19 protein-coding genes and 3 pseudogenes are annotated in these 19,830 nt (G+C 40.8%); 13 read left to right on the top strand and 9 right to left on the bottom strand.

Annotation, left to right across the window (positions count from 1 at the left end; genetic code table 11):
* Positions 1-124 precede the first annotated feature (124 nt).
* On the top strand, positions 125-787 hold the full coding sequence (locus tag HWQ39_RS23200; protein ID WP_292850070.1) for a cadmium resistance transporter: 663 nt from the start codon (positions 125-127) through the stop codon (positions 785-787).
* Between the two features lie 73 nt (positions 788-860).
* On the opposite strand, the gene HWQ39_RS23195 is transcribed toward HWQ39_RS23200, so the two are convergent.
* The 3 genes from HWQ39_RS23195 to HWQ39_RS23185 all read right to left on the bottom strand — a co-directional run bounded on the left by HWQ39_RS23195 (position 861) and on the right by HWQ39_RS23185 (position 3,655).
* Positions 861-1,643 carry a pentapeptide repeat-containing protein gene (locus HWQ39_RS23195; RefSeq protein ID WP_292850067.1) on the bottom strand — a complete coding sequence of 261 codons (783 nt, stop codon included), beginning with the start codon at positions 1,641-1,643 and terminating at the stop codon, positions 861-863.
* Complete coding sequence (locus HWQ39_RS23190) at positions 1,594-2,202, bottom strand: histidine phosphatase family protein (RefSeq protein WP_292850064.1); 609 nt, start codon at positions 2,200-2,202, stop codon at positions 1,594-1,596. Before HWQ39_RS23190 ends, HWQ39_RS23195 begins: the two co-directional genes overlap by 50 nt.
* A 655-nt stretch (positions 2,203-2,857) precedes the next feature.
* Positions 2,858-3,655, bottom strand: coding sequence for a sulfite exporter TauE/SafE family protein (locus tag HWQ39_RS23185; RefSeq protein WP_292850062.1), 798 nt, complete (start codon positions 3,653-3,655; stop codon positions 2,858-2,860).
* Between the two features lie 741 nt (positions 3,656-4,396).
* Between HWQ39_RS23185 and HWQ39_RS34460 the strand changes: the two are divergent.
* The 7 genes and pseudogenes from HWQ39_RS34460 to HWQ39_RS23145 form a co-directional block, all read left to right on the top strand.
* A pseudogene (locus HWQ39_RS34460) lies at positions 4,397-4,964 on the top strand (iron-containing alcohol dehydrogenase); the annotation flags it as partial.
* Between the two features lie 168 nt (positions 4,965-5,132).
* On the top strand, positions 5,133-5,738 hold the full coding sequence (locus HWQ39_RS23170) for a TetR/AcrR family transcriptional regulator (protein ID WP_292850059.1): 606 nt from the start codon (positions 5,133-5,135) through the stop codon (positions 5,736-5,738).
* Between the two features lie 11 nt (positions 5,739-5,749).
* Positions 5,750-6,139, top strand: a complete 390-nt coding sequence (locus HWQ39_RS23165) for a tautomerase family protein (RefSeq protein WP_292850057.1) — start codon at positions 5,750-5,752, stop codon at positions 6,137-6,139.
* Positions 6,140-6,253: 114 nt separating this feature from the next.
* Positions 6,254-6,697: a thioesterase family protein gene (locus HWQ39_RS23160; RefSeq protein WP_292850055.1), complete on the top strand. Its 444-nt coding sequence runs from the start codon at positions 6,254-6,256 to the stop codon at positions 6,695-6,697.
* A 92-nt stretch (positions 6,698-6,789) separates the two neighbouring features.
* Entirely contained in the window at positions 6,790-7,713 is a 924-nt protein-coding gene (locus HWQ39_RS23155) for an NmrA family NAD(P)-binding protein (protein ID WP_292850053.1), read from the top strand.
* A gap of 138 nt (positions 7,714-7,851) precedes the next feature.
* Positions 7,852-10,206 (top strand): CHASE2 domain-containing protein, encoded by a 2,355-nt coding sequence (locus HWQ39_RS23150; protein WP_292850766.1) that lies wholly within the window; start codon positions 7,852-7,854, stop codon positions 10,204-10,206.
* A 77-nt stretch (positions 10,207-10,283) separates the two neighbouring features.
* A complete protein-coding gene (locus HWQ39_RS23145) occupies positions 10,284-11,234 on the top strand; it encodes a DUF928 domain-containing protein (RefSeq protein ID WP_292850050.1) in 951 nt (316 codons plus the stop codon).
* Between the two features lie 103 nt (positions 11,235-11,337).
* Here HWQ39_RS23145 and HWQ39_RS23140 read toward each other — a convergent pair whose 3' ends face one another.
* The 3 genes from HWQ39_RS23140 to HWQ39_RS23130 form a co-directional block, all read right to left on the bottom strand.
* On the bottom strand, positions 11,338-12,903 hold the full coding sequence (locus HWQ39_RS23140; RefSeq protein WP_292850047.1) for a serine hydrolase: 1,566 nt from the start codon (positions 12,901-12,903) through the stop codon (positions 11,338-11,340).
* Between the two features lie 316 nt (positions 12,904-13,219).
* On the bottom strand, positions 13,220-13,960 hold the full coding sequence (locus HWQ39_RS23135; RefSeq protein ID WP_292850044.1) for an RNA methyltransferase: 741 nt from the start codon (positions 13,958-13,960) through the stop codon (positions 13,220-13,222).
* Between the two features lie 164 nt (positions 13,961-14,124).
* Positions 14,125-14,478 carry a hypothetical protein gene (locus tag HWQ39_RS23130; protein WP_292850041.1) on the bottom strand — a complete coding sequence of 118 codons (354 nt, stop codon included), beginning with the start codon at positions 14,476-14,478 and terminating at the stop codon, positions 14,125-14,127.
* A 171-nt stretch (positions 14,479-14,649) separates the two neighbouring features.
* Between HWQ39_RS23130 and HWQ39_RS23120 the strand changes: the two genes are divergently transcribed.
* From HWQ39_RS23120 to HWQ39_RS23100, 5 genes are all read left to right on the top strand, one after another.
* Positions 14,650-15,642, top strand: coding sequence for an ATP-binding cassette domain-containing protein (locus tag HWQ39_RS23120; RefSeq protein ID WP_292850039.1), 993 nt, complete (start codon positions 14,650-14,652; stop codon positions 15,640-15,642).
* On the top strand, positions 15,639-16,457 hold the full coding sequence (locus tag HWQ39_RS23115; protein ID WP_292850036.1) for an ABC-2 family transporter protein: 819 nt from the start codon (positions 15,639-15,641) through the stop codon (positions 16,455-16,457). Before HWQ39_RS23120 ends, HWQ39_RS23115 begins: the two co-directional genes overlap by 4 nt.
* A 206-nt stretch (positions 16,458-16,663) precedes the next feature.
* Complete coding sequence (locus tag HWQ39_RS23110) at positions 16,664-17,410, top strand: ABC-2 family transporter protein (RefSeq protein WP_292850034.1); 747 nt, start codon at positions 16,664-16,666, stop codon at positions 17,408-17,410.
* Between the two features lie 16 nt (positions 17,411-17,426).
* Complete coding sequence (locus HWQ39_RS23105; protein WP_292850763.1) at positions 17,427-17,663, top strand: penicillin acylase family protein; 237 nt, start codon at positions 17,427-17,429, stop codon at positions 17,661-17,663.
* Between the two features lie 226 nt (positions 17,664-17,889).
* Positions 17,890-18,333, top strand: a complete 444-nt coding sequence (locus HWQ39_RS23100) for a hypothetical protein (RefSeq protein WP_292850031.1) — start codon at positions 17,890-17,892, stop codon at positions 18,331-18,333.
* Between the two features lie 174 nt (positions 18,334-18,507).
* Here the strand turns inward: HWQ39_RS23100 and HWQ39_RS23095 are convergent, their stop codons facing one another.
* The 3 genes and pseudogenes from HWQ39_RS23095 to HWQ39_RS23085 form a co-directional block, all read right to left on the bottom strand.
* Positions 18,508-19,191, bottom strand: a complete 684-nt coding sequence (locus tag HWQ39_RS23095; protein WP_292850028.1) for a class I SAM-dependent methyltransferase — start codon at positions 19,189-19,191, stop codon at positions 18,508-18,510.
* Positions 19,188-19,409: pseudogene (locus HWQ39_RS23090) on the bottom strand (phosphotyrosine protein phosphatase); the annotation flags it as partial. The pseudogene HWQ39_RS23090 and the gene HWQ39_RS23095, both read right to left, overlap by 4 nt.
* A 169-nt stretch (positions 19,410-19,578) precedes the next feature.
* A pseudogene (locus HWQ39_RS23085) lies at positions 19,579-19,686 on the bottom strand (phosphotyrosine protein phosphatase); the annotation flags it as partial.
* Positions 19,687-19,830: the final 144 nt, after the last annotated feature.

The raw sequence follows: 19,830 nt of genomic DNA, 5'->3' as shown, positions 1-19,830 counted from the left end.
TTTTTGCAATAAATCTCGTAAATCGGTGAAATTCATTGAATAATCACTTTCTCTATATTAAAGCTTAGTTGTGCCAGAAGGTTAATTTGGTATGGTTATAAATCGTAGATTCTAAAAATCCAGCATGAGTAAGCTAGAGACAGCTTTCAGTGAAGGTATAATTGCCTTCATCGCTACCAATATAGATGACATCATTATTTTGTTAATATTTTTTTCACAGGTAGATGGTAATTTTCGGCGGCGGCATATCTTACTCGGCCAATATCTGGGTTTTGCAGCCATTATTATCGCTAGCTTACCAGGATTTTTTGGTGGATTAGTTATACAGCGAGAATGGATAGGATTGCTAGGATTGCTACCAATTGGGATTGGTATTCACCACTTAGTATATAAAGAAGAAGATACTATAACAGTTCAGACAGTCAGTAGTGATTTTAACCAGCCCACATCTACTAACCCGGTATTGTCTTTTATTTTGAGTGTTTTACACCGCCAAACTTATAAAGTGGCAGCAGTCACGATCGCTAATGGTGGTGACAATATTAGTGTATATGTCCCTTTGTTCGGTGGTCACAATCTTGCCAGCTTGGGAGTAATTATAAGTGTATTTTTTATCATGGTAGGGATTTGGTGTGCGATCGCTTATTTTTTAAGCCGTCAACCTACCATTGCTAATATTTTAAGTCGCTACGGTAACGCTGTTGTACCTTTTGTGTTAATTGGCTTGGGTCTGTTCATTATGTATGACCGAGGTACATTCACTCTACTACCTTGGGTGAGAAGTTAATCAATGGTGGATGCTGGCTTGGGGATTGAACGATTAGGAATACTGAAAAACCTCAATTCTGCCAATTGTAACTTCAGCGATCGCTAAGTGAAGATTTATATCGTGAGCCATTAGGCATAATCGCACCTTCCAGGAAAGCGTTACTCAGTTCAGAGTCGCTGACTTTAGCATTCTTGAGATTAGCACCAGTTAGATAAGCTCCTTCCAAATTGGCACCACTCAAACTAGCATCTCTCAAATCTGCACCACTCAGATTGGTATGACTCAAATCTGCACAAATCAAATTAGCGCCACTCAAATTTGCACTACTAAGATTAGCCTGATTCAATCGAGAAAAACCCAGTTTTGCATAACTTAAATTTGCACCACTAAGTTTAATCTGACTGAGATTAGCATTATCTAAATTGGCATAGCTGAGATTGGCATTAGTAAAATCGCTTTCCATTAAATTAGCTTTACTGAGATTGGCATGGGAGAGATTAATATCTACTAACTCTGCACCAGGAGCATCCAAACCTCTTAAAGAAACACCATCCTTATTCAAATCTTGCAGCGCCAAAATTCTGGCATAACTAACTTTCACACCGTGTGCTGCATCAATCGTACTCCAGGCTTGATAATGAAATTGTTTTCTGCGATCTGGAGCTTCCTTAATGAATAGAACTAGCGCCACCACCAAACTGATAGTGTCAGCAGCACCCAAAGCCTTTGCCAGCAGCGAATTATCATCGACAATTACAACAACTACGGTAAAAATGACTACTGAAACTATACAGACTAACCATGTTGGTGCTATCCAGAAAGTATCAATAAGTTTCTTGAAAATTTGTTTGAGGACTAGTCGGTGGTAAATCACTTAAATAAAGTGCTAAAGGCTCCAATACATATTGGTGGCACACTACTAAAACAGTTTCACCCCGTTGCAAGTGCGGTACAATCCGCTCATCATAGAATGAAGCAGCGCGTCCGTAAACTTGGGCAATCTTTTCGCCAGCCGGAGGTGCTTCGTTATGGGAATGCAACATTTCCTCAAAGCCTTCGTAGCCAAGAGCAAGACGAAGTAGATTTAGGTTACGACCAGCAAAAATGCCAAAGGATTTCTCGCTAATCCGATGGTCAATCTCAACAGGAATATCGGGCGACTTCATCGCCTGACTTTCGGCAAGAGCGATTTCACAAGTTTGCCGCGCCCGTCTCATGTGAGACACGTATACTGCGTCAAACTTAATACCTTTTTTTTTAATGTCGGCACCTGCACGGCGTGCCTGCAACCTACCAAATGCGGTGAGGTCAACATCCAGGACTCCTGCAAAAATGTTGCGTTCGTTGCTGGTGCTTTCACCATGCCGAATAAAATAGACGCGTCCTGGATAATCATCCTTAGACGCGCTGGCAGAATTATTAGTTTGTAACACAGTTGCAATTGTTAATAGTTTTAAGTCCGACTACCTTAACCTTCTTCCATTACTTTCGCCAACTAAAAATCGAAGCTAACTTTTAAACCTTATATTAGGAAAAAAGTTTAAACCTTGATTTTATAACACAATGTTGTTAATCATGCTTTTTTTGTAAAAAGTCTTATGGAATAAGAATTATGATTTTATTCTTTGGCCAAAGGATTAAAGAGTATTAAAGTACAATAAGGCTAAGTGACAAATTTATCAATGGCTTTTTTAAAAGTTTTTTGGCAAGTTAAATAAAAATTGAAGAATATTTAAAAACTATAGAAACACCTACTAGTAAAGGTTGACGGAAATAAACAGATCGTATTGCTGGAAAAATTGATTGTCAGGTTAATAACCGTTTTGTGGGCGTTAAATCCAATATTTTCCGAGCGCACCCGCATAACGTGGGTTGTAAGAGAGGGTAAACGAAAGAGAAAGTGATAAACACTAACTCTACGTTTTTCGATTCGACCATGACCTTTATTGATTATGAAAATAGTAGAAGCAAAACTTTATGTTAAACCCAGTTTCAAAAACTGATTAGATTAACAGTACGAAAGTCAGTGACCAACCATTGGCAGATTTTAGCGCCTAGTAAGGACTTTTCAAACATCCTCTAAGAGTGTCAAACCTGATGAACTAATTTCCAACTCACCATCATCAAAATGGCATAAATGATAAACCGTAACGGACGTTGTGGGGCTATCTGGCAGACTTTAGCACCTAGTAACACCCCTGGCACAGAGCCTAGCCATATAGGCACTACCAAACTCCAATCAACTGTTCCCAGGCTGAGATGACCAAGGGCTGTAAACAGCAGTAAAATTGCTGCGTGTGAAATATCAGTACCCACTAACTTCCGGGCATCAAGGCGGAAAAACCCAATCAGCACTAGGGCAAACATTGAACCTGATGAGACGCTAGTTAGACCGACAAAACAGCCTAAGATTGCTCCCAAAGTAATTGTTATAAATCGACCAAAGTTAGTTTCTAAGTCTAACTTTGGCAGTTCGGGTAAATTAAATTTTGGGAAAAAAGTCAATAACAACAATTGCACTAGTGCTAAGGCTGTGACTAGCAAAATCATCCCGCCAAGCAAACGGAGCAAGATGCTATCTATGTTGTAGTCACCTGTATGTTTAATGAAGTGCAAAATCCCCACTCCGAACAATGAGCCTGGAACACTCCCGAAGGCCAGCCATTTGACAACTTCTGTGTCAAGGGTTTTCTGTTCCCAATGCTTGACGCTACCAACAACTTTCATCAATGTAGCGGCCACAACATCAGAACTCACAGCGATAGAAGGCGGAACCTGAAAAACAAAAATCAACATTGGCGTGATGAGAGAGGCTCCACCAATTCCCGTTAAACCAACGATGATGCCAACAAAAAAGCTTAAGAACGGTAGTAATAGATAGTGCATACTCTTCGGGGGTTTCAACAATTAGTTATTAGTTATCAGAATCTTGTTGAGTCTCCCACTTCTACAAGTGAGCAGCCTCAGTTAAGGTTTAAATCCCCAAACGAAGCCTTGATAACTTTTTACTGACTTAACTACGAGCAGCTAGAATTTAAATTCAGCTTTAGCTTCACTGCTAGAAAGCAGCAAGTCAGCCAAACTATAGCCCAGTGGTAGACAGAGCTAGTTATGATGAGTTATTGTGTTTCTCAAGAGATGAGTGACACAAAGGTTATCCAGCTAAAAGTTAGGGCAGAGGATTCCTGGATAACTTCAAACCTATCTGGAAGTTTTTGCAAGCATGACAACTCACATTTAGCTCAAACAGACTTTGATAACTGCTTATGGGTCAGTTGCTCTGCTAAACTCAACTTCTAACTAGGTTTTTCTGCGGTTTTACATGTAAAAGCACGTAAGGCGATGCACTTACCGTATTTTACTCGTAATCATGATTAAACGTCCAGCGTATTTGCGTTGTATATCGCTCAATTATCTAGTTAATACTCCGCAGTCAGTTAAACTTCTTAGGACTGGTTGTTAGAAAAATTACCTACAAGTTAATCACCATAGGGATAATTCACCAGAAGAGGACAAGGAGAATAATTAAACTACACCATTCCCTAGACGTAGGTTGGGTTGCGCTCCGCTCCACCCAACATATATCAGGATGTTGGCTTTGGCAAAGCCTCCAACGCCACTTACTACAACGCGTACACCCATGTGATGGAACAGTATTTGACTTATCCAGTTAATGCACCACTACAAGACAGATTAGCTGAATCAATTTTGAAAACGCTAATTGAGGAAGGGCCAAAAACGCTAGCGAATCCTCAAGACTACGATGCACGGGCTAATGTGATGTGTAAATGGGTTAATTGGTGCAGGAGTACCCCAAGATTGGGCAACTCACATGATTGGGCACGAATTGACAGCACTGCATGGTTTGGATCATGCTCAAACTCTGGCTGTTGTACTACCTAGCACTTTACCAATTAGGCGCGATCGCAAATGGCAAAAACTCTTACAGTATGTCGAGCAAGTTTGGGGAATTGTCGATGGTAGTGAAGAAGAACGGGTTACTGAAGCGATCGCTAAAACTCGTAATTTCTTCGAGTCTGTTGGTGTACGCACGCGCTTGTCTGATTATGGTGTTCGACTCGATACTATTCCTGTAATTATTGAGCGCTTTGAAAAACGCGGTACTGTAGCTTTGGGAGAATATAAAGATGTTAATTCTCAGGTGATTGAACAGATTTTAACTCTCTCAGCATAGGATTAGAGATTGGGTATTGGGGACTGGGGAATAGGGAAATAACTAATGCCGAGTGCCTCGTTTATTGACTTAGCGCTGAAAAATGCTTGACTTACAGGCAAATCTCATGGTAATTTAAACAAACCGTTCGGTCTGTAATATTTTATTTACAGCAATCCCCAATCCCCAATGTCCAAAGGCGAAGAAACAAAAAGCAGAATTCTCCAGCAAGCAGCCGAACTGTTTAACCAACAGGGGTATGCAGGATCGTCGATGTCTGACATTATGCGTGTTACTGGATTGCAGAAAGGAGGAATTTATAATCACTTTCAAAGCAAAGATGATCTCGCGCTACAGGCTTTTGATTTTGCGATCGCTCATATCAGACAGCATACTAGATTAGCATTACGAAGCAAACGCCACGCAGTAGAACGGCTGCAAGCAATCATTGGGGTATTTAGTAGCTTTACTGAAAATCCACCGATCAAGGGAGGGTGTCCATTGCTGAATACTGCTGTAGAGAGTGATGATGCTCATCCGGCATTGCGAGAACGCGCTCAACAAGCGATGAACTCGTGGCTGCATCTAATTTATCGAATTATTGAAACGGGAATTGAAAAGGGTGAAATTCGCCCGGAAGTGAGTGCTGATGAAATCGCTACCATCATCATTGCAACGTTAGAAGGAGCCGTAATGATGAGCAAGCTTTATGGAGATTCAATTCACATGCACAGAGTAATTAATCACCTGAATCAATACTTGGAAACTCACCGAAACAGTACTCAGTACTCCTGAACTTTAAAGGTATGGCACAAATCAAGGTATATGGTTTAGCAGAAAAATTAAATCCTGTAAAAATAGAGCTATCAAATATAATCCATGCCTCTGTTATTCAGGTTTTACAGCTTACCCCTGAAAAAAGATTTCACCGTTTTTTCCCATTGGATAACTCAGATTTTTACTATCCATCTGATAGATCAGACAACTATCTGATTATTGAAATTAGTATGTTTGAGGGGCGAACAGTGGAGACAAAAAAACAGTTGATTCGCCTGCTGATTGAAAATATTAATGAAAAATTGAATATTGCTGTGTATGACATTGAAATCACAATTTTTGAAACGCCTAAATATAACTGGGGTATTAGAGGTTTACCTGGTAACGAGCTAATCTTAAACTACAAAGTAGAACTTTAAAACTATATGTACACAATGTATTATTAGATAATTAAATAATTATTCATATCTAAAATAGATGAATATTTTTACCATTTTGCCAACCAATCGGTCTTAAAAATTTTGGGAGAAATAATGCTAGTAAATAACAACTTACATAGACCATTTGAAGTAGTATTGGCGATTCCTGTAAGAACTTATGATATTGATTTTATGGGAATCGTGAGTAATATTGTATATATCAGATGGCTAGAGGATTTACGTTTAAAATTTTTAGATGAACATTGGCAACTCAATCAACAAATTGAGCAAGGATATACACCGATTATAGCTGGAACAGAAATTGAATATAAACGTCCGATAAAGATGATTGATAAAGTAATTGGACGTTTATGGCTGAGTAATTTAGGACGGTTGAAGTGGACTGTGCAAGCTGAAATTTTATCTAACAATGAGTTAGCAGCAGTAGCTATCCAGAAGGGTGGTTTTGTCAATTTGCAAAATAGTCGTCTTATTCCTATTCCAGAGGGATTACAGAAGAAATATTTACAGTATCAACAAGGGATTCAGAAAATTTAACAATTAGGAATGCCTTTGATATTTTTTTGAGTTATTACAGACTGTTCGGTCTGTTATGAGTAAACGCTTTAATTTCCTGAAGGAGATTTGAAATGAGTAAACCAAGTATCCTAGTTACAGGTGCTACTGGACGACATGGTGGCACTGGCATTCGCATTGTGGAAATTTTGAGGAGCCAAGGCTTCTTTGTAAAGGCTATGGTTCGCCGCAAAGACGAGCGTAGTTTACTTCTTGAAAAGATGGGAGCAGAAGTTGTGGAGGCAGATTTTCACAACTATCCCTCACTTGCTCAAGCGCTTGCAGGTGTAAAACAGGCCTACTTTTGCTATCCAGTAGCCAGTGGTATTGTTGAAGCAACAACTAACTTCGCCGCCGTGGGGCGTGAATCTGGACTAGAGTATGTTGTCAATAACTCAATGGGAGCATCACATCCAGTTAGTCCCAGTCCCTTGGCAAGAGCGCAATGGATGTCAGAGCAAATTTTGACCTGGGCAGGGTTCGATTGCGTACATCTGCGCGGTGGGTTTTTCTTTGAAAACATCTTGCTTTTTAGTGAGCAGTCCATCATCACTCAAGGGCGAATTGCTAATTCCTTTGGAGATAATTCCATAACATGGCTGGCAGCTGAAGATATGGCACAAGTGAGTGCAAAACTGCTCTCGACAAAAAATACTTCCTTTGGCTCTGTTGTGCCGATTACTGCAAATGAGCGCATACCTTTGGCTGAGGTGGTTCGCATATTTTCCAGCGTTCTAGGTAAACCAATTCAGTTTGAGAATTTAGAGTTTGACGAGTGGCGCAAGCACCTTAGAGAGAATCCTCGGATTAATCCAGAAATGATTGAGCATCTAATTGGATTGGCAAAGCTGATTCAAAGGCAAAATGCTATGCCGCTTGTGAACACTGTGGAGCAGATTACAGGCAAACAACCAATATTATTGGCTGAATTTGTTCAAAAGCATCGTGAACGCTTACTCAACAAAATTGCTCAAGTTAATTCGGCAACATTTGAATAAAAATCTATGTTGAGGATAAATAACTAGTTATTAGCTATTCTGCCTCCTGCCTCCTTCATTCCCTAAAGCAGGTAAAATTGCAAGTGTTGGGGGGATAAAAATCATGGATGCTTCTCTGGCTGAGGCGGAGAAATGACAGTGACTAAATTGGTAGTTTTGAAATTTGGCAAAGGGAGCTTTGAGACTGGGTTTCCAGTTACTCTCCAGATTGGAGAAGAAAACAGTCGCCCTGAGAGTGAAGTTATCGGCGAACTTCCGCCAGAGAGAGAATTACCGCTAAATTTCAATTGTTGGCAAGGGATTTATCGTAACCTAGATTTTGCTGCTCGTCCTAAAGGGCTACCAAAACAAAAGCTGTTAATTTCAAACGATCGAGAATGTATCGAAGTAGCTCAACAGTTACGCGATCGCTTTAACTATTGGTTGCAATCAGAATCTTTCCGCCCGATCCGCGAGAAATGGCTCGAAAAGCTTCAGACATCTGATATCATTCGGGTAATCTTGCAGACTCAAGACTATCAACTTCAAAAGCTTCCTTGGCATGTTTGGGAGTTAATAGAGCGTTACCCAAATGCAGAAATTTCCTTCAGTGCCACTATCTATGAAAAAGTCAATTTTTCCCCAATATCAACTGCGAATGTAAAAATTTTGGCATTATTAGGCGATAGTTCTGGAGTCGATATAGCCACAGATCGTTTACTTTTAGAGCAACTACCTAATACAGAAATTCACTTTCTTGTCGAACCATCTTGTGAAGACTTAACAGATAATCTCTGGCAGCAAAATTGGGATATTTTATTTTTTGCCGGACATAGTTCAAGTCAAAGTACAGGAGAAACTGGCCAAATCTACATTAACCAAACAGAGAGTTTGACAATTAGTCAGTTAAAGTATGCTCTCAAGCAAGCAGTTGAGCGCGGTTTAAGGTTAGCAATTTTCAACTCCTGTGATGGTTTAGGACTAGCGCGAGAATTTGCTTCTTTGCAGATTCCCCAGTTGATTGTTATGCGTGAACCTGTACCAGACCGCGTAGCGCAGACATTTCTCAAACATTTTTTGCAAGCTTATGCTGGAGGTAAATCGCTTTATCTAGCAGTGCGCGAAGCTAGAGAGAGATTGCAAGGATTGGATGGACAATTTCCCTGTGCAAGTTGGCTACCTGTGATTTATCAAAATCTCGCGGAGATACCACCAAGTTGGCAGGAGTTGATTGGGCATGGGGCATTGGTTTCTCCGACTGAAATTCAAAATTCAAAAAATGTCGGTAAGCATTCAAAACTTCGTTTTTTTTGGGTTGGTTGTGCGAGTTTAGTCATTAGTAGTTTAGTTGTCGGTGTACGATATTTGGGAATGCTGCAAGGATGGGAGTTACAAGCATTCGATCAGTTGCAGCGACTACGCCCAGACGAACAGCCTGATTCTCGCTTGTTGGTTGTGACAATTACGGAAGAAGATGTACAATCACAGTCTCAAGAAAAACCTCAAGGTTCTCTCTCCGATGAATCGCTGTTGAAATTGTTGGAGAAATTAGAAGTATATCAACCACAAGCAATAGGATTAGATATTTACCGCGATCGCCCTGTTAAGCCAGAGTTACCAGAACTTGCAAAACATTTACATAACAGTAAACATCTAAGTGCAGTCTGTCGAGTTAGCGATCGCCAATCTGAGCATCCCGGCATCAAATCCCCACCGGAAATACCACTAGAACGCTTAGGTTTTAGTGATTTAGTCCTCGACCCAGATAACATTGTCCGTCGTCATTTGCTAGCATTAACACCGCCGCCCTCTTCACCTTGCAAAGCCCAATATGCTTTCAGCGTACAAGTAGCACTGCATTACTTAGCTGCTCATAATATTTCTCTAAAATTTAGTAGCGATGGTGCTTGGAAACTGGGTAAGACTACTTTTCAACCACTTACAGCACACACCAGCGGCTACCAAAGTATTGATGCTTCAGGACACCAAATTTTGTTGAATTACCGCACCCAGCGATCGCTACAGAAATTTGTGCCGCAGGTGACATTAACAGAAGTACTAGCAGGAAAAATTAATCCTAGTACAGTAAAAAATAAAATTATTCTGATTGGTACAACAGCCGAAAGCTTTCAAGACTACTCATCCACACCTTACATCACAAATGAAGGTGCGATCGAGAAAATACCAGGTGTGATTTTACAAGCGCAAATGATTAGTCAATTATTAAGTGCAGCTCTTGATGGGCGATCGCTTTTATGGGCTTGGTCGGTTTGGCAAGAAATAATCTGGATTTGGGGATGGTCGATAACAGGGAGTTTATTGGCTTGGTACGTTCGACCGTTATTTTATTTAGGGATTGCAACTTCAATTGCGATCGCCAGCCTCTACGGAGTATGCTTTGTTATTTTAATTCAGTGCAGCGCTTGGATACCGTTAGTTCCCTCTGCGATCGCTCTCATTAGTAGTATTATCCTAATTGCCTATTGGATAAGAGATTTTTCCCACTCTGCGTAAACTACACATATTTTTGTGATTACTAAATTAGGAGGCAGGAGATAGGCCAGCCAATACGGTTCGGTTAAGGTTTTTTGATGAAAATTCTAGATTGCAAAGACGCGATAAATCGCCGTCTCTACAATAATCAGTCTTTTGTCTTGACGGCGATTCATTGCGTCTCTTGCTTTAACCGAACCGTATTAAATTACGAACTACGAATTACGTTAGCGAGTGATCGTTCGCTTTTAGCGTCTCGTAGAGAGCGTCATTACAAATTACAAATTATGTTTCAGCGACTAGCTTTATTAACTGCATTCAGTGTGATTTTCATTAACTGTCTGAGTACTTTGCCAGTCTTAGCGCAAAAATCAACGTCAATTCACTTTAACGCACCACCGCCACCACCCAATCGCGGTCTACCAGGAAAGCGAGGGGAAGGAGCCTCACGGGGAGATTGTAATGCACTTGGTTTACCTTTAACGGCTCTTGTGCCAAGCTATGAACAACGCTTGCAAGGTGCAGGAGAAACTACGATTACTCAGGTGTTGGGCTTAACTAGTGTAGAACAGCCCAGCTTTTGGTTCTATGTTCCCTATAACCAATCTTCGATTCAGGCGATTGAATTTGTTTTGCAAACCGATCAAAATAAAACAATGTATCGCACAAATATTTCAGTACCCCCAATACCTGGAATTGTTCGAGTGCAACTACAAAACACTACAACTTTATTAGAAACCGACAAGCTATATCACTGGTTCTTCAAAGTTATAACTACATGTAACTCTAGCCAATCAGTAACATTGAATTTTGTAGAAGGCTGGGTGCAACGTGTGAACTTAGATGTAGCATTACACGAGCAATTTAAACAATTGTCACCACAGCAACAAGCAGCTATCTACGCAAAAAATGGCATTTGGTACGATGCTTTGACAACGCTAGCAGAACTCCGCCTTACAGGTTCCCAGGATTCGGGACTAACTGAAGACTGGAAAAATCTACTGAAAGTAATTCAATTAGAAGAAATGGCTACACAACCCCTTCTCTAATGTGAATTAGACTTGAATTTTCACGGAATAATTATTTTTTAAATCTCACTTATAACGGAATTACGGTCATTAAAAAGAGAAATAAAATCAGCGTCATTACGAATTATCTTGGAGGATAATACTGAGGATTCATCACTGGAGATTGATAACCGTTTGCCGGTACAGTACTTCCCATACCGTTGGGTACAGGAGTGACAACAGGAGGCTGATAAATGCTCATGGGAACTGTGCCTGTTGTACCGTTAGGAAAAGCAGGATTCATAACCTGGGGCTGATAACCATTTGCGGGTACTGTATTTGTAGTAGTGCCGGGTGTGACAGCATTCTGGCTAAACTCTTGGTAAGCTAAACGAGAAATTGAGCTAATCAATTTTTCGGCGCGAGGATCGTTTTCGGGGCGTTGTACCATAACGGAAGCGATGTAGCGCTTGCCAGTTGGAACAACAATTAAACCTGCATCTGCCAACATTGTGCCGATATCGCCCGTTTTGTGGTATGCTCTAGCGCCTGTTCCTAAACCTGAGGGTAGGAGAGTATCTTTCTGGGTGCGGCGCAAGATATCGAGCATGAGATCGCGTGATGGCGCACTCACTAAATTTCCCTGACTTACAATCGCCATCAAATTTCCTAATTCCTTGGGACTAGTAGTGTTTGTCCCTTGCAAATCTGGGAGTTGATTGCGGATTACCGTGGTTGTCAATCCCCAACTGCGGAAACGCTGGTTTAAAGCGTCTATTCCTCCCAGTCGAGCAATCAGCATATTTGTTGCTGTGTTGTCGCTGATTGTAATCATTTTAGTGACAACTTCCAGAGCGGGGTACTGGGTTCCCGGTGGTTTGTATTGCAGATTTCCCGAACCGCCAGCTACCATATCCTGTTGCATGGTTAGCATTTCATCCAGGTGAATTTTCCCTGCATCCACATCCTGGAAAAAGGCAACCAAAATCGGCACTTTAATCGTACTGGCTGCCGGAAAACTGGTAGAGCCATTGATATCTACATAACTACCTGTATCCAAATCTACTAAGAAAACTCCGGGTGTGAGATTTGGGTTAGTGGCCGCCAAATTTTGCACGGCATTTTTCAAAGAGGTAATTTCTTGAGATAGATATAGACTTGAAGACGCAACTGGAGGAGTTTGGGAAGGTTGTGGCTGCGATCGCACCACATTACTATTAGATTGCGATGTCGAACTTGTGCTGATGCGATTTGCTGGGTCTAATACTGACAACGCCGTGCCCACAATTGCACCCATCCCCACACCCACAATCAATAATCGCAAAACATACAATATGGTTTTGGCCATTGGCTTTAACCGGGTTTTCCGCGATGAGCGCCTGTTTGGTTTTGGCTTTTCCATCCGCACTGTTTTAACCATCACAGCACCCGGTCGGAAGGGAGGAATTTTTCCCTTTGCACTAGGTATTGATTTTACTGCCGTTGGCATGACTAACCCCGATTTTACCCTACGTGTAGCACCAGGGATTGGGGGAGAAATGATTTGATTTTTTGAGCGTGTTAGCGCCCCTTCTCGTCCATTTGTAGTTGGCGGCTGGCTGTTAGCTTTAACTTTCTTCTTCACCACTTTTTGAACTTTTTGTGGCGGCTGGCGGCGATTTAAGGGTTGACGCCGCGAGAAAGCTGTTAGTTCGTCACTTGACTCTGACACAGTTACTCCTTGTGACCCACTTGACTGTTTTCTTGCAGACTCCTGACCGAAGAGGCAGGGGAGCAGGGGGCAGCGGGCAGGGGAGAAAGATACTCGAATTCACCTGCAAAGAGGGTTTCAAGCCCCTAAATTTATTTATGGGGTTGTCCCCCTGCTCCCTGCTCCCTGCCCCCTTTCCTCTTCTCTGACCCAAAACTTAATCTTTAAGCAATATTAATACTCAAATTCTACTTTGCCACTAAGTAACATTTTTGTGTTTAGTTTAAGCGATATTAAATATTTTGGGGGGATGATTGCGTATATATTAAACGAATAATTACAAGTTTTCACCATCCCTCTGGTTTTTCAGCGCCCATTCTACCTGCTGCAAAATTCCTCGCAACATGGCTACTTCCCCAGTCTTCAGGTGAGCGCGATTATATAGTTGGCGAAATTTGCCCATACGACTCGCTGCTGTATGGGGATACACATAACCAATTTTCAGTAATAGTGATTCTAATTGCTGGTAGTATCCTTCCACAACATCTATGGTTGCGAGTTCCGTTTCGGGTAAGGTTTGGGTATCAAGTTGCTGGGCAGATTGTGACAATTCATAACAACAGATTGCTACAGCAGTAGCTAAATTCAGGGCGACATAATCTTGACTTGTGGGAATACCAACAAACCTCTGTGCATAATTTAATTCTTCATTGCTTAATCCTCGGTCTTCTCTGCCAAAAATCAGGGCTGCGGGTTTTTCTGGTTCCTCCAGTAACCAGGGTAGTGCAGTGCGGGGGTTTTCTAAGGGTGTTTCTAAACTGCGAATGCGGCCAGTGGTAGCGATCGCCCGTACACATCCGTGCAATGCTTCTGGTAAGGTTGCCACTATTACCGCAGATTCTATAATTTCCTGAGCGTGAACAGCCATCATCAAAGCTTCCGTCGAAAGCGGATCGCATTGGGGGTTCACTAATACTAAATTATATAGACCAAAATTTTTCATTACCCTGGCGATCGCGCCGATATTTATCGGCCCAGCTGGTTCTACCAACACAATTCTTAATCCAGCCAAGCCCATTTTTTGCCTCCTGCGATCGCACCAGTACTTACAGACTAATTTTCAGCGTTATGCTTATGCTGAAGAGTTTCCTTGAAATCATTTTAGCTGTGTAAGTGAATGCCTGCGTCAGGTCTGAAAAGTTCAGCGCAATCTTTGCCGTTGGGCTAGTCGTTCGTCGCTATTTAGAAGTTGCCTGCTTTAATCATCACAACTAAGTGTTCAATACGTTCATACTCATCTAGTTCTTTCAACTCCGTGGGTGTAAGTTCACCTGCGTTACTGCGTGTTAACAAGGTACGCAACCGTTCTTGCATTTCGGGAGTAGGTTTAAATTCAGCAATTTGTTCAGGAGTGAGGTTGCTAGTCAAAAAATTTAAGATGTATCGGTAAACCTGTGCTGGTACAGCTGGTTGTTGGAGACTCAATGCAAGTAGTTCAGGTAAGCGTAGACACAAAGTGGCTTGCCGCAAGGCATCGCCTACTTGTGCTAGTTGTAGAGATAATTCCTCTGATACTTCTACGGTAATTCTTGGCATGGGGATTGCATTGGCAATTTACTTATTATTAAATGATATATCTCGAAATTTTTCATTAGTCTGGCGATCGCGCCAACATTAATCGCCCCAGCTACTACCAAGACAATCCTTAATCCACCCAAGCCCATCTTTTACCTCCTGCCTTTCTTCGCAATAACAGACTAACAAAATATGTCTCACATTCTTGTCGAAAATCTCAGGAAGACTTTCTTTGTGTCTGAACGTTCCTCTGGGCTTTTCGGTTCAATACGAGGACTTGTGCAGCGAAAAACTAAAGAAGTTTATGCCCTCAAAGGAGTTTCGTTTTCCCTGGAACGGGGAGAACTTGTAGGATACATTGGCCCAAATGGAGCCGGTAAATCGACCACGATTAAAATTTTAAGCGGTATTCTCGTACCTTCTAGTGGAAAATGCCTAATTGGCGGACGAACTCCTTGGAAAGATCGAATCAAGCACGTTAATCGTATCGGTGTAGTGTTTGGTCAAAGAACACAACTCTGGTGGGATTTGCCAGTGATTGAGTCTTTCGATTTGCTGCGGGATATTTATCGCGTTCCCCAATCTGAGTACCGCCAGACACGCGAAGAAATGATTGATTTGCTTGGTCTTGGAAGCTTTCTCTCGACTCCGGTGAGACAGTTAAGCCTTGGTCAAAGGATGAGATGTGACTTTGCAGCCGCCATGCTTCACAGACCGGAAATTCTTTTTCTTGATGAACCCACCATTGGGCTTGATGCAGTTTCAAAACTTGCAGTCAGAAAATTTATCAAAGCGCTGAATAAAACTCATCAAGTGACCACCATCCTAACTACCCATGATATGGATGATATCGAGGCATTGTGCGATCGCATAATTATTATTGGTGGAGGTGAAATCCTTTGTGATGGAACTCTCGCAGCACTGCGTTCTCAAGTTTCCTCGCGTCGGTACTTAAGAATCGACCTAGCAAAGGATGATTTCTTCTTTGAGCAAGAAGGAGTCAGTATTATCTCTAAAGAAGGTCGCACTGTAACTCTATCCTTCGATCCCACAAAGCTTTCTGCTGCGTCTTTAATTAGCCAAGTTACCTCGCAATACGAAGTAGAGGATCTTTTTGTGGAAAATCCACCCATTGAAGAGATAGTTGCTGAACTTTATGCAATTTCAGCCGGAATCGTCCCATGAAAGCATATTGGTCACTGTTTGTTGCTAGATTTACACTGCTGTTGCAATACCGTGCTGCTGCTTTGGCTGGCGTTGGAACTCAGCTTTTCTGGGGGTTAGTGAAAGTAATGGTTTTACAGGCATTCTTTACTCATGCAACCTCTGCTCAACCTATCACTTTTCAACAAGCTGTAGGATATGTGTGGCTGGGACAGGCATTTCTGATGGCGATTGTCCCTTGGGGAGGTGATAGAGATATTCAAGAACTCATCCGAACTGGTGCTGTCGGATACGATCTTCTGCGACCCACAGACCTTTATAATTTTTGGTTTACTCGCGCTTTGGCACTTCGCACAACGCCCCTGATACTTCGTGCTATTCCGCTTCTTGGTGTCACAATTTTTATTTTTCCCTTTTTAGGGCTTGCCGAATGGTCGCTTGCTTTTCCACCTTCATTAGCTTCTTTTTTTGCCTTTTTTATCTCTTTTATTGGCGCAATTTTACTTTCGTCTGCATTAACTATGCTTCTGACTGTATCAATGATGTGGACAATTTCGGGCGAGGGAATTAATAGTATTCTACCTACTCTTGTAACTATCTTCTCTGGCATAATTGTTCCATTGCCACTTTTTCCTGAGTGGAGCAAGCCTTTTTTGAATGCACTTCCTTTTTCAGGACTAATCGACAAACCTTTTCGTCTTTTTACTGGTAATCTTCAACCAAACGCACTATTTAATATTTTGCTGCATCAAACTTTCTGGATAGTTGTCATTGTTATTATTGGGCGTATCCTTGTGAAATATGGCATTAAAAAGCTTGTAATTCAGGGGGGATAAGTAAATAATTCGTACCTCGGCTTCTCTACGAGATGCTACGCGTAGCTTGCTTCTCCGTAGGAGTACGCTCGGCAACCTAATTCGTAATTCGTAATTTTTTTAGCATGAATATAGGTTAGGTAATTTATTTAGATAAAAATTACAAAGCGACTATGAATGATTTTTTGCTTTACCTTCGATATATTTCTGTATCTTTCAAGTCGCAGATGCAGTACAAAGTTTCTTTCTGGCTGCAAGTCATAGGGCAGGTTTTAGTAACTGCCGTTGAATTTTTTGGAGTCTGGGCACTTTTTAGTCGTTTTAATAGTATTGGTACGTGGGCTTTAAATGAAGTTGCTCTCTTTTATGGAATAATTAATATTTCTTTTGCTTGTGCTGATGCCTTTGGAAGAGGCTTTGACTCATTTTCAACAATAATTAAAAGTGGAGACTTCGACCGTTTACTTGTTCGTCCACGCACCACAGCACTTCAACTTTTAGGTAAAGAGTTTACTTTGAAACGAATCGGAAGATTTTTTCAAGGAATGGTTGTTATGGGGTGGTCACTTTCATCACTCCACATCCCTTTAACTTTTAAAACTTTATGGCTTTTGGGTACTTCATTTATTGGTGGAGTTGCACTCTTTGTTGGCATTGTTATTATGCAAGCAACCATCACCTTTTGGACTATTGAATCTCTCGAAATTATGAATATCCTCACTTATGGAGGAGTCGAAACGGCTCAGTATCCTCTTGCAATTTATAACAAGTGGTTTCAGCGATTCTTTACTTTTTTGATACCGCTTGCTTGTGTCAGCTATTTTCCTTTACTTGCTGTACTTGAAAAAGAAGATACTTTTTTAGTGCCTTTGTGGTTTTGTTATGTTTCACCAATCGCAGGCATTATCTTTCTGATAGTTGCGCTCAAGCTTTGGAAGATAGGAGAGCGATACTATTGTTCTACTGGCAGCTAGTACAACAAAATTTTAACTGTATACTCAGGCGTATTTTAAATGGGCAGATTGTCCCTACAACGTTTCTGGCCTTTCCTTTGCGGGAATGATTGGGGTAATTATCGGTCATAGCGATCGCATTGCCTGGGGTGTCACCAATGTACAATCTGATGTGATGGATTTATACCATCCAAGGTTATATTGCTACTGCTTGAATACCACCAGATGTTATGGGACTCAAAGAACGTTACAGAAAATACGACTGTCACACTGAAATTAATTCCAAAATTAGTAGAGTAAAGGACGACACGACTATCTAATTTAAAATGGCGTTATTTGCGTGTAATTACATACACATTATCGAAAAAATGAAGTATAAAGTAACAGGGCAGAAAGAAGGTTAAAACAGAAATAAATATTCTTTTTAGAAAAAGTATTTTCGCAGATCATCCATTCTACTGTCCAGCTTTCACGAAACATAGTTGGAGATCATAGAACCTATGCAACTCATATTTAAGCAAAGTTTTATACTTTCAGTTACTACTGCGATCGCTTTATTGTTTGCAGGTTGTGGCGAAAGTAAAATTGCTCAATGTAACAAAGTCATAAAAGTTGCCAATCAGGCATCTACTCTAGGTCAAGAATTCGCTAAAAATCCCAATCCGGCAAAAGGTTCCAAAGCTTTAACTGAACTTGCTGGTAAAATAGACCCACTTGCCACAGAGATGAAAGCAGTAGAAGTTAAAGACGAAAAATTGCAAGGTTTCCAAGGACGCTTTCTCACACTCTATCAGAATATCAGTAAGGAATTGAATAATGCAGCAACAGCCATAGATAAAAAGAATCTACCAGCAGCAAAGGGCTTTTTAGTATCTCTGCAAAAAAGTAGTAGCCAAGAAAGTTCAATAGTCAGCGAAATTAATAGCTACTGTTCTGGCAAATAATCAATTCTGCACCAAATCCTTGTAACAGATATAGCGCTTAAAATAATTTGTAATTCCTAATCAAATTAGTTGGGGTATAAATCCCCAACTAATTCAAGACCACCAATTTTATTAGCGCGGACTTAAACCTAAAAATTACATTAGCGCACTAATAGCAAGTCCGCCAGGATCATTCTAATTAGTTGGGCGATAACCACCAAAAACAGCAAAGCTAAAATTTTTGTACCAGCAATCAACATTTTGAAATCCAGCCGCTTCTAGCCAGCTAAGTTGAATATCAAGGGTTGCCATGCGATCGTATTCCATACGTTTTTGTGCAGCTTTGAGATCCTGCTCTGAGATATTCTTGGCGCGGACAGAATCTAACCAGTGTTGACGATAAAGTTTTTCTAAATCAGGCGTTTTGCCAAGAACCTGATCGGCGTTGACAAATATACCTCCAGGATTGAGAACATCATAAATCCGTTGATAAAGAAGTTTTTTATCAACATCTGACAGATGATGAATTGATAAGGCTGAAATTACAATATGATATGAATCACCTAAATTAGTGTGAACGTAATCACCAATTAATATTTTGGGAGATTTACCCATTTGGCTAAATCTAAACTTAGCTTTCTCTAACATCTCAGGGGCTAAGTCTAGTAAAGTAAACTCTGCATTAGGAAAGACGGACTGAACCATCCCTGAGTAAAGTCCAGTACCAGCACCCAAATCTAGAATCTTCAGCGGTGTGGTGTCGTCACCTGAGATAATTTCAACGGCTGTTTTATAAAAGTCATCAAAACGGGGAATTAAAATACGACGTAAGTTATCGTAATCTACTGCGGCGGAATTAAATGCTTCTTGAATATTCATTGTCTAATTTTTAACAGTGGTAAAACTTTTTGTTTTAATAACTCAATTAAAGCTGGTTCCATATATTCATAGTCATCTGGGATATCTAAACATATAACTCTTTTATCTTTAAGCAAGGGCTGAAAGTTTTTCGAGAGTTTATTTTTATGAGATTTTTCCATCACAAAGATAATATCAGCCCATTGAATAGCCTCTGTTGATAATGGTACTTCAGCAGAATGGTCTTAGAGGTTGTTTGAAAAGTAGTTAGCTGTGATTTTAGGCACTTGGAGATCCCCCCTAACCCCCCTTAAAAAGGGGGGAACCGGAATCAAAGTCCCCCTTTTTAAGGGGGATTTAGGGGGATCTCCAAGGGTTGGGCGTATACAAAAGAACTTTTCAAACAACCTCTAAGCTTGCGGAGTCCGTTTCAAGTCCTTCATATTCAGAAAACACAGCCTCGGCTGTAGGACTTCGTAATTTATTCTGGCTACAGATAAATAAAAGCTTTTTCATTAATTAAGTAGCCTCTTGCCGATCTAACTCTAAAAAAAGTTCTTTATCTTTGACAAAGATGGAAAATCCAAATGTCTCACCATTTTCAAAATAACAAAGCTTTACCCCTTTCCTTGCTAACTTAGATAAAATCACTATGGTACT

Origin of the sequence: Nostoc sp. NMS8 (genome assembly GCF_017115045.1) — a bacterium.
Lineage (GTDB): Bacteria > Cyanobacteriota > Cyanobacteriia > Cyanobacteriales > Nostocaceae > Nostoc.
The sequence above is the reverse complement of the archived record's forward strand: the minus strand, read 5'-3'. Positions and strand labels throughout refer to the sequence as shown.

Bases quoted from the DNA above. Each gene is read 5' to 3' on its own strand.
- HWQ39_RS23155 (WP_292850053.1), top strand. From the start codon at position 6,790: ATGAGTAAACCAAGTATCCTAGTTACAGGTGCTACTGGACGACATGGT.
- HWQ39_RS23170 (WP_292850059.1), top strand. From the start codon at position 5,133: ATGTCCAAAGGCGAAGAAACAAAAAGCAGAATTCTCCAGCAAGCAGCC.
- HWQ39_RS23135 (WP_292850044.1), bottom strand. From the start codon at position 13,960: ATGGGCTTGGCTGGATTAAGAATTGTGTTGGTAGAACCAGCTGGGCCG.
- HWQ39_RS23115 (WP_292850036.1), top strand. From the start codon at position 15,639: ATGAAAGCATATTGGTCACTGTTTGTTGCTAGATTTACACTGCTGTTG.
- HWQ39_RS23145 (WP_292850050.1), top strand. From the start codon at position 10,284: ATGAAAATTCTAGATTGCAAAGACGCGATAAATCGCCGTCTCTACAAT.
- HWQ39_RS23200 (WP_292850070.1), top strand. From the start codon at position 125: ATGAGTAAGCTAGAGACAGCTTTCAGTGAAGGTATAATTGCCTTCATC.
- HWQ39_RS23120 (WP_292850039.1), top strand. From the start codon at position 14,650: ATGTCTCACATTCTTGTCGAAAATCTCAGGAAGACTTTCTTTGTGTCT.
- HWQ39_RS23165 (WP_292850057.1), top strand. From the start codon at position 5,750: ATGGCACAAATCAAGGTATATGGTTTAGCAGAAAAATTAAATCCTGTA.
- HWQ39_RS23100 (WP_292850031.1), top strand. From the start codon at position 17,890: ATGCAACTCATATTTAAGCAAAGTTTTATACTTTCAGTTACTACTGCG.
- HWQ39_RS23110 (WP_292850034.1), top strand. From the start codon at position 16,664: ATGCAGTACAAAGTTTCTTTCTGGCTGCAAGTCATAGGGCAGGTTTTA.
- HWQ39_RS23185 (WP_292850062.1), bottom strand. From the start codon at position 3,655: ATGCACTATCTATTACTACCGTTCTTAAGCTTTTTTGTTGGCATCATC.
- HWQ39_RS23160 (WP_292850055.1), top strand. From the start codon at position 6,254: ATGCTAGTAAATAACAACTTACATAGACCATTTGAAGTAGTATTGGCG.
- HWQ39_RS23095 (WP_292850028.1), bottom strand. From the start codon at position 19,191: ATGAATATTCAAGAAGCATTTAATTCCGCCGCAGTAGATTACGATAAC.
- HWQ39_RS23130 (WP_292850041.1), bottom strand. From the start codon at position 14,478: ATGCCAAGAATTACCGTAGAAGTATCAGAGGAATTATCTCTACAACTA.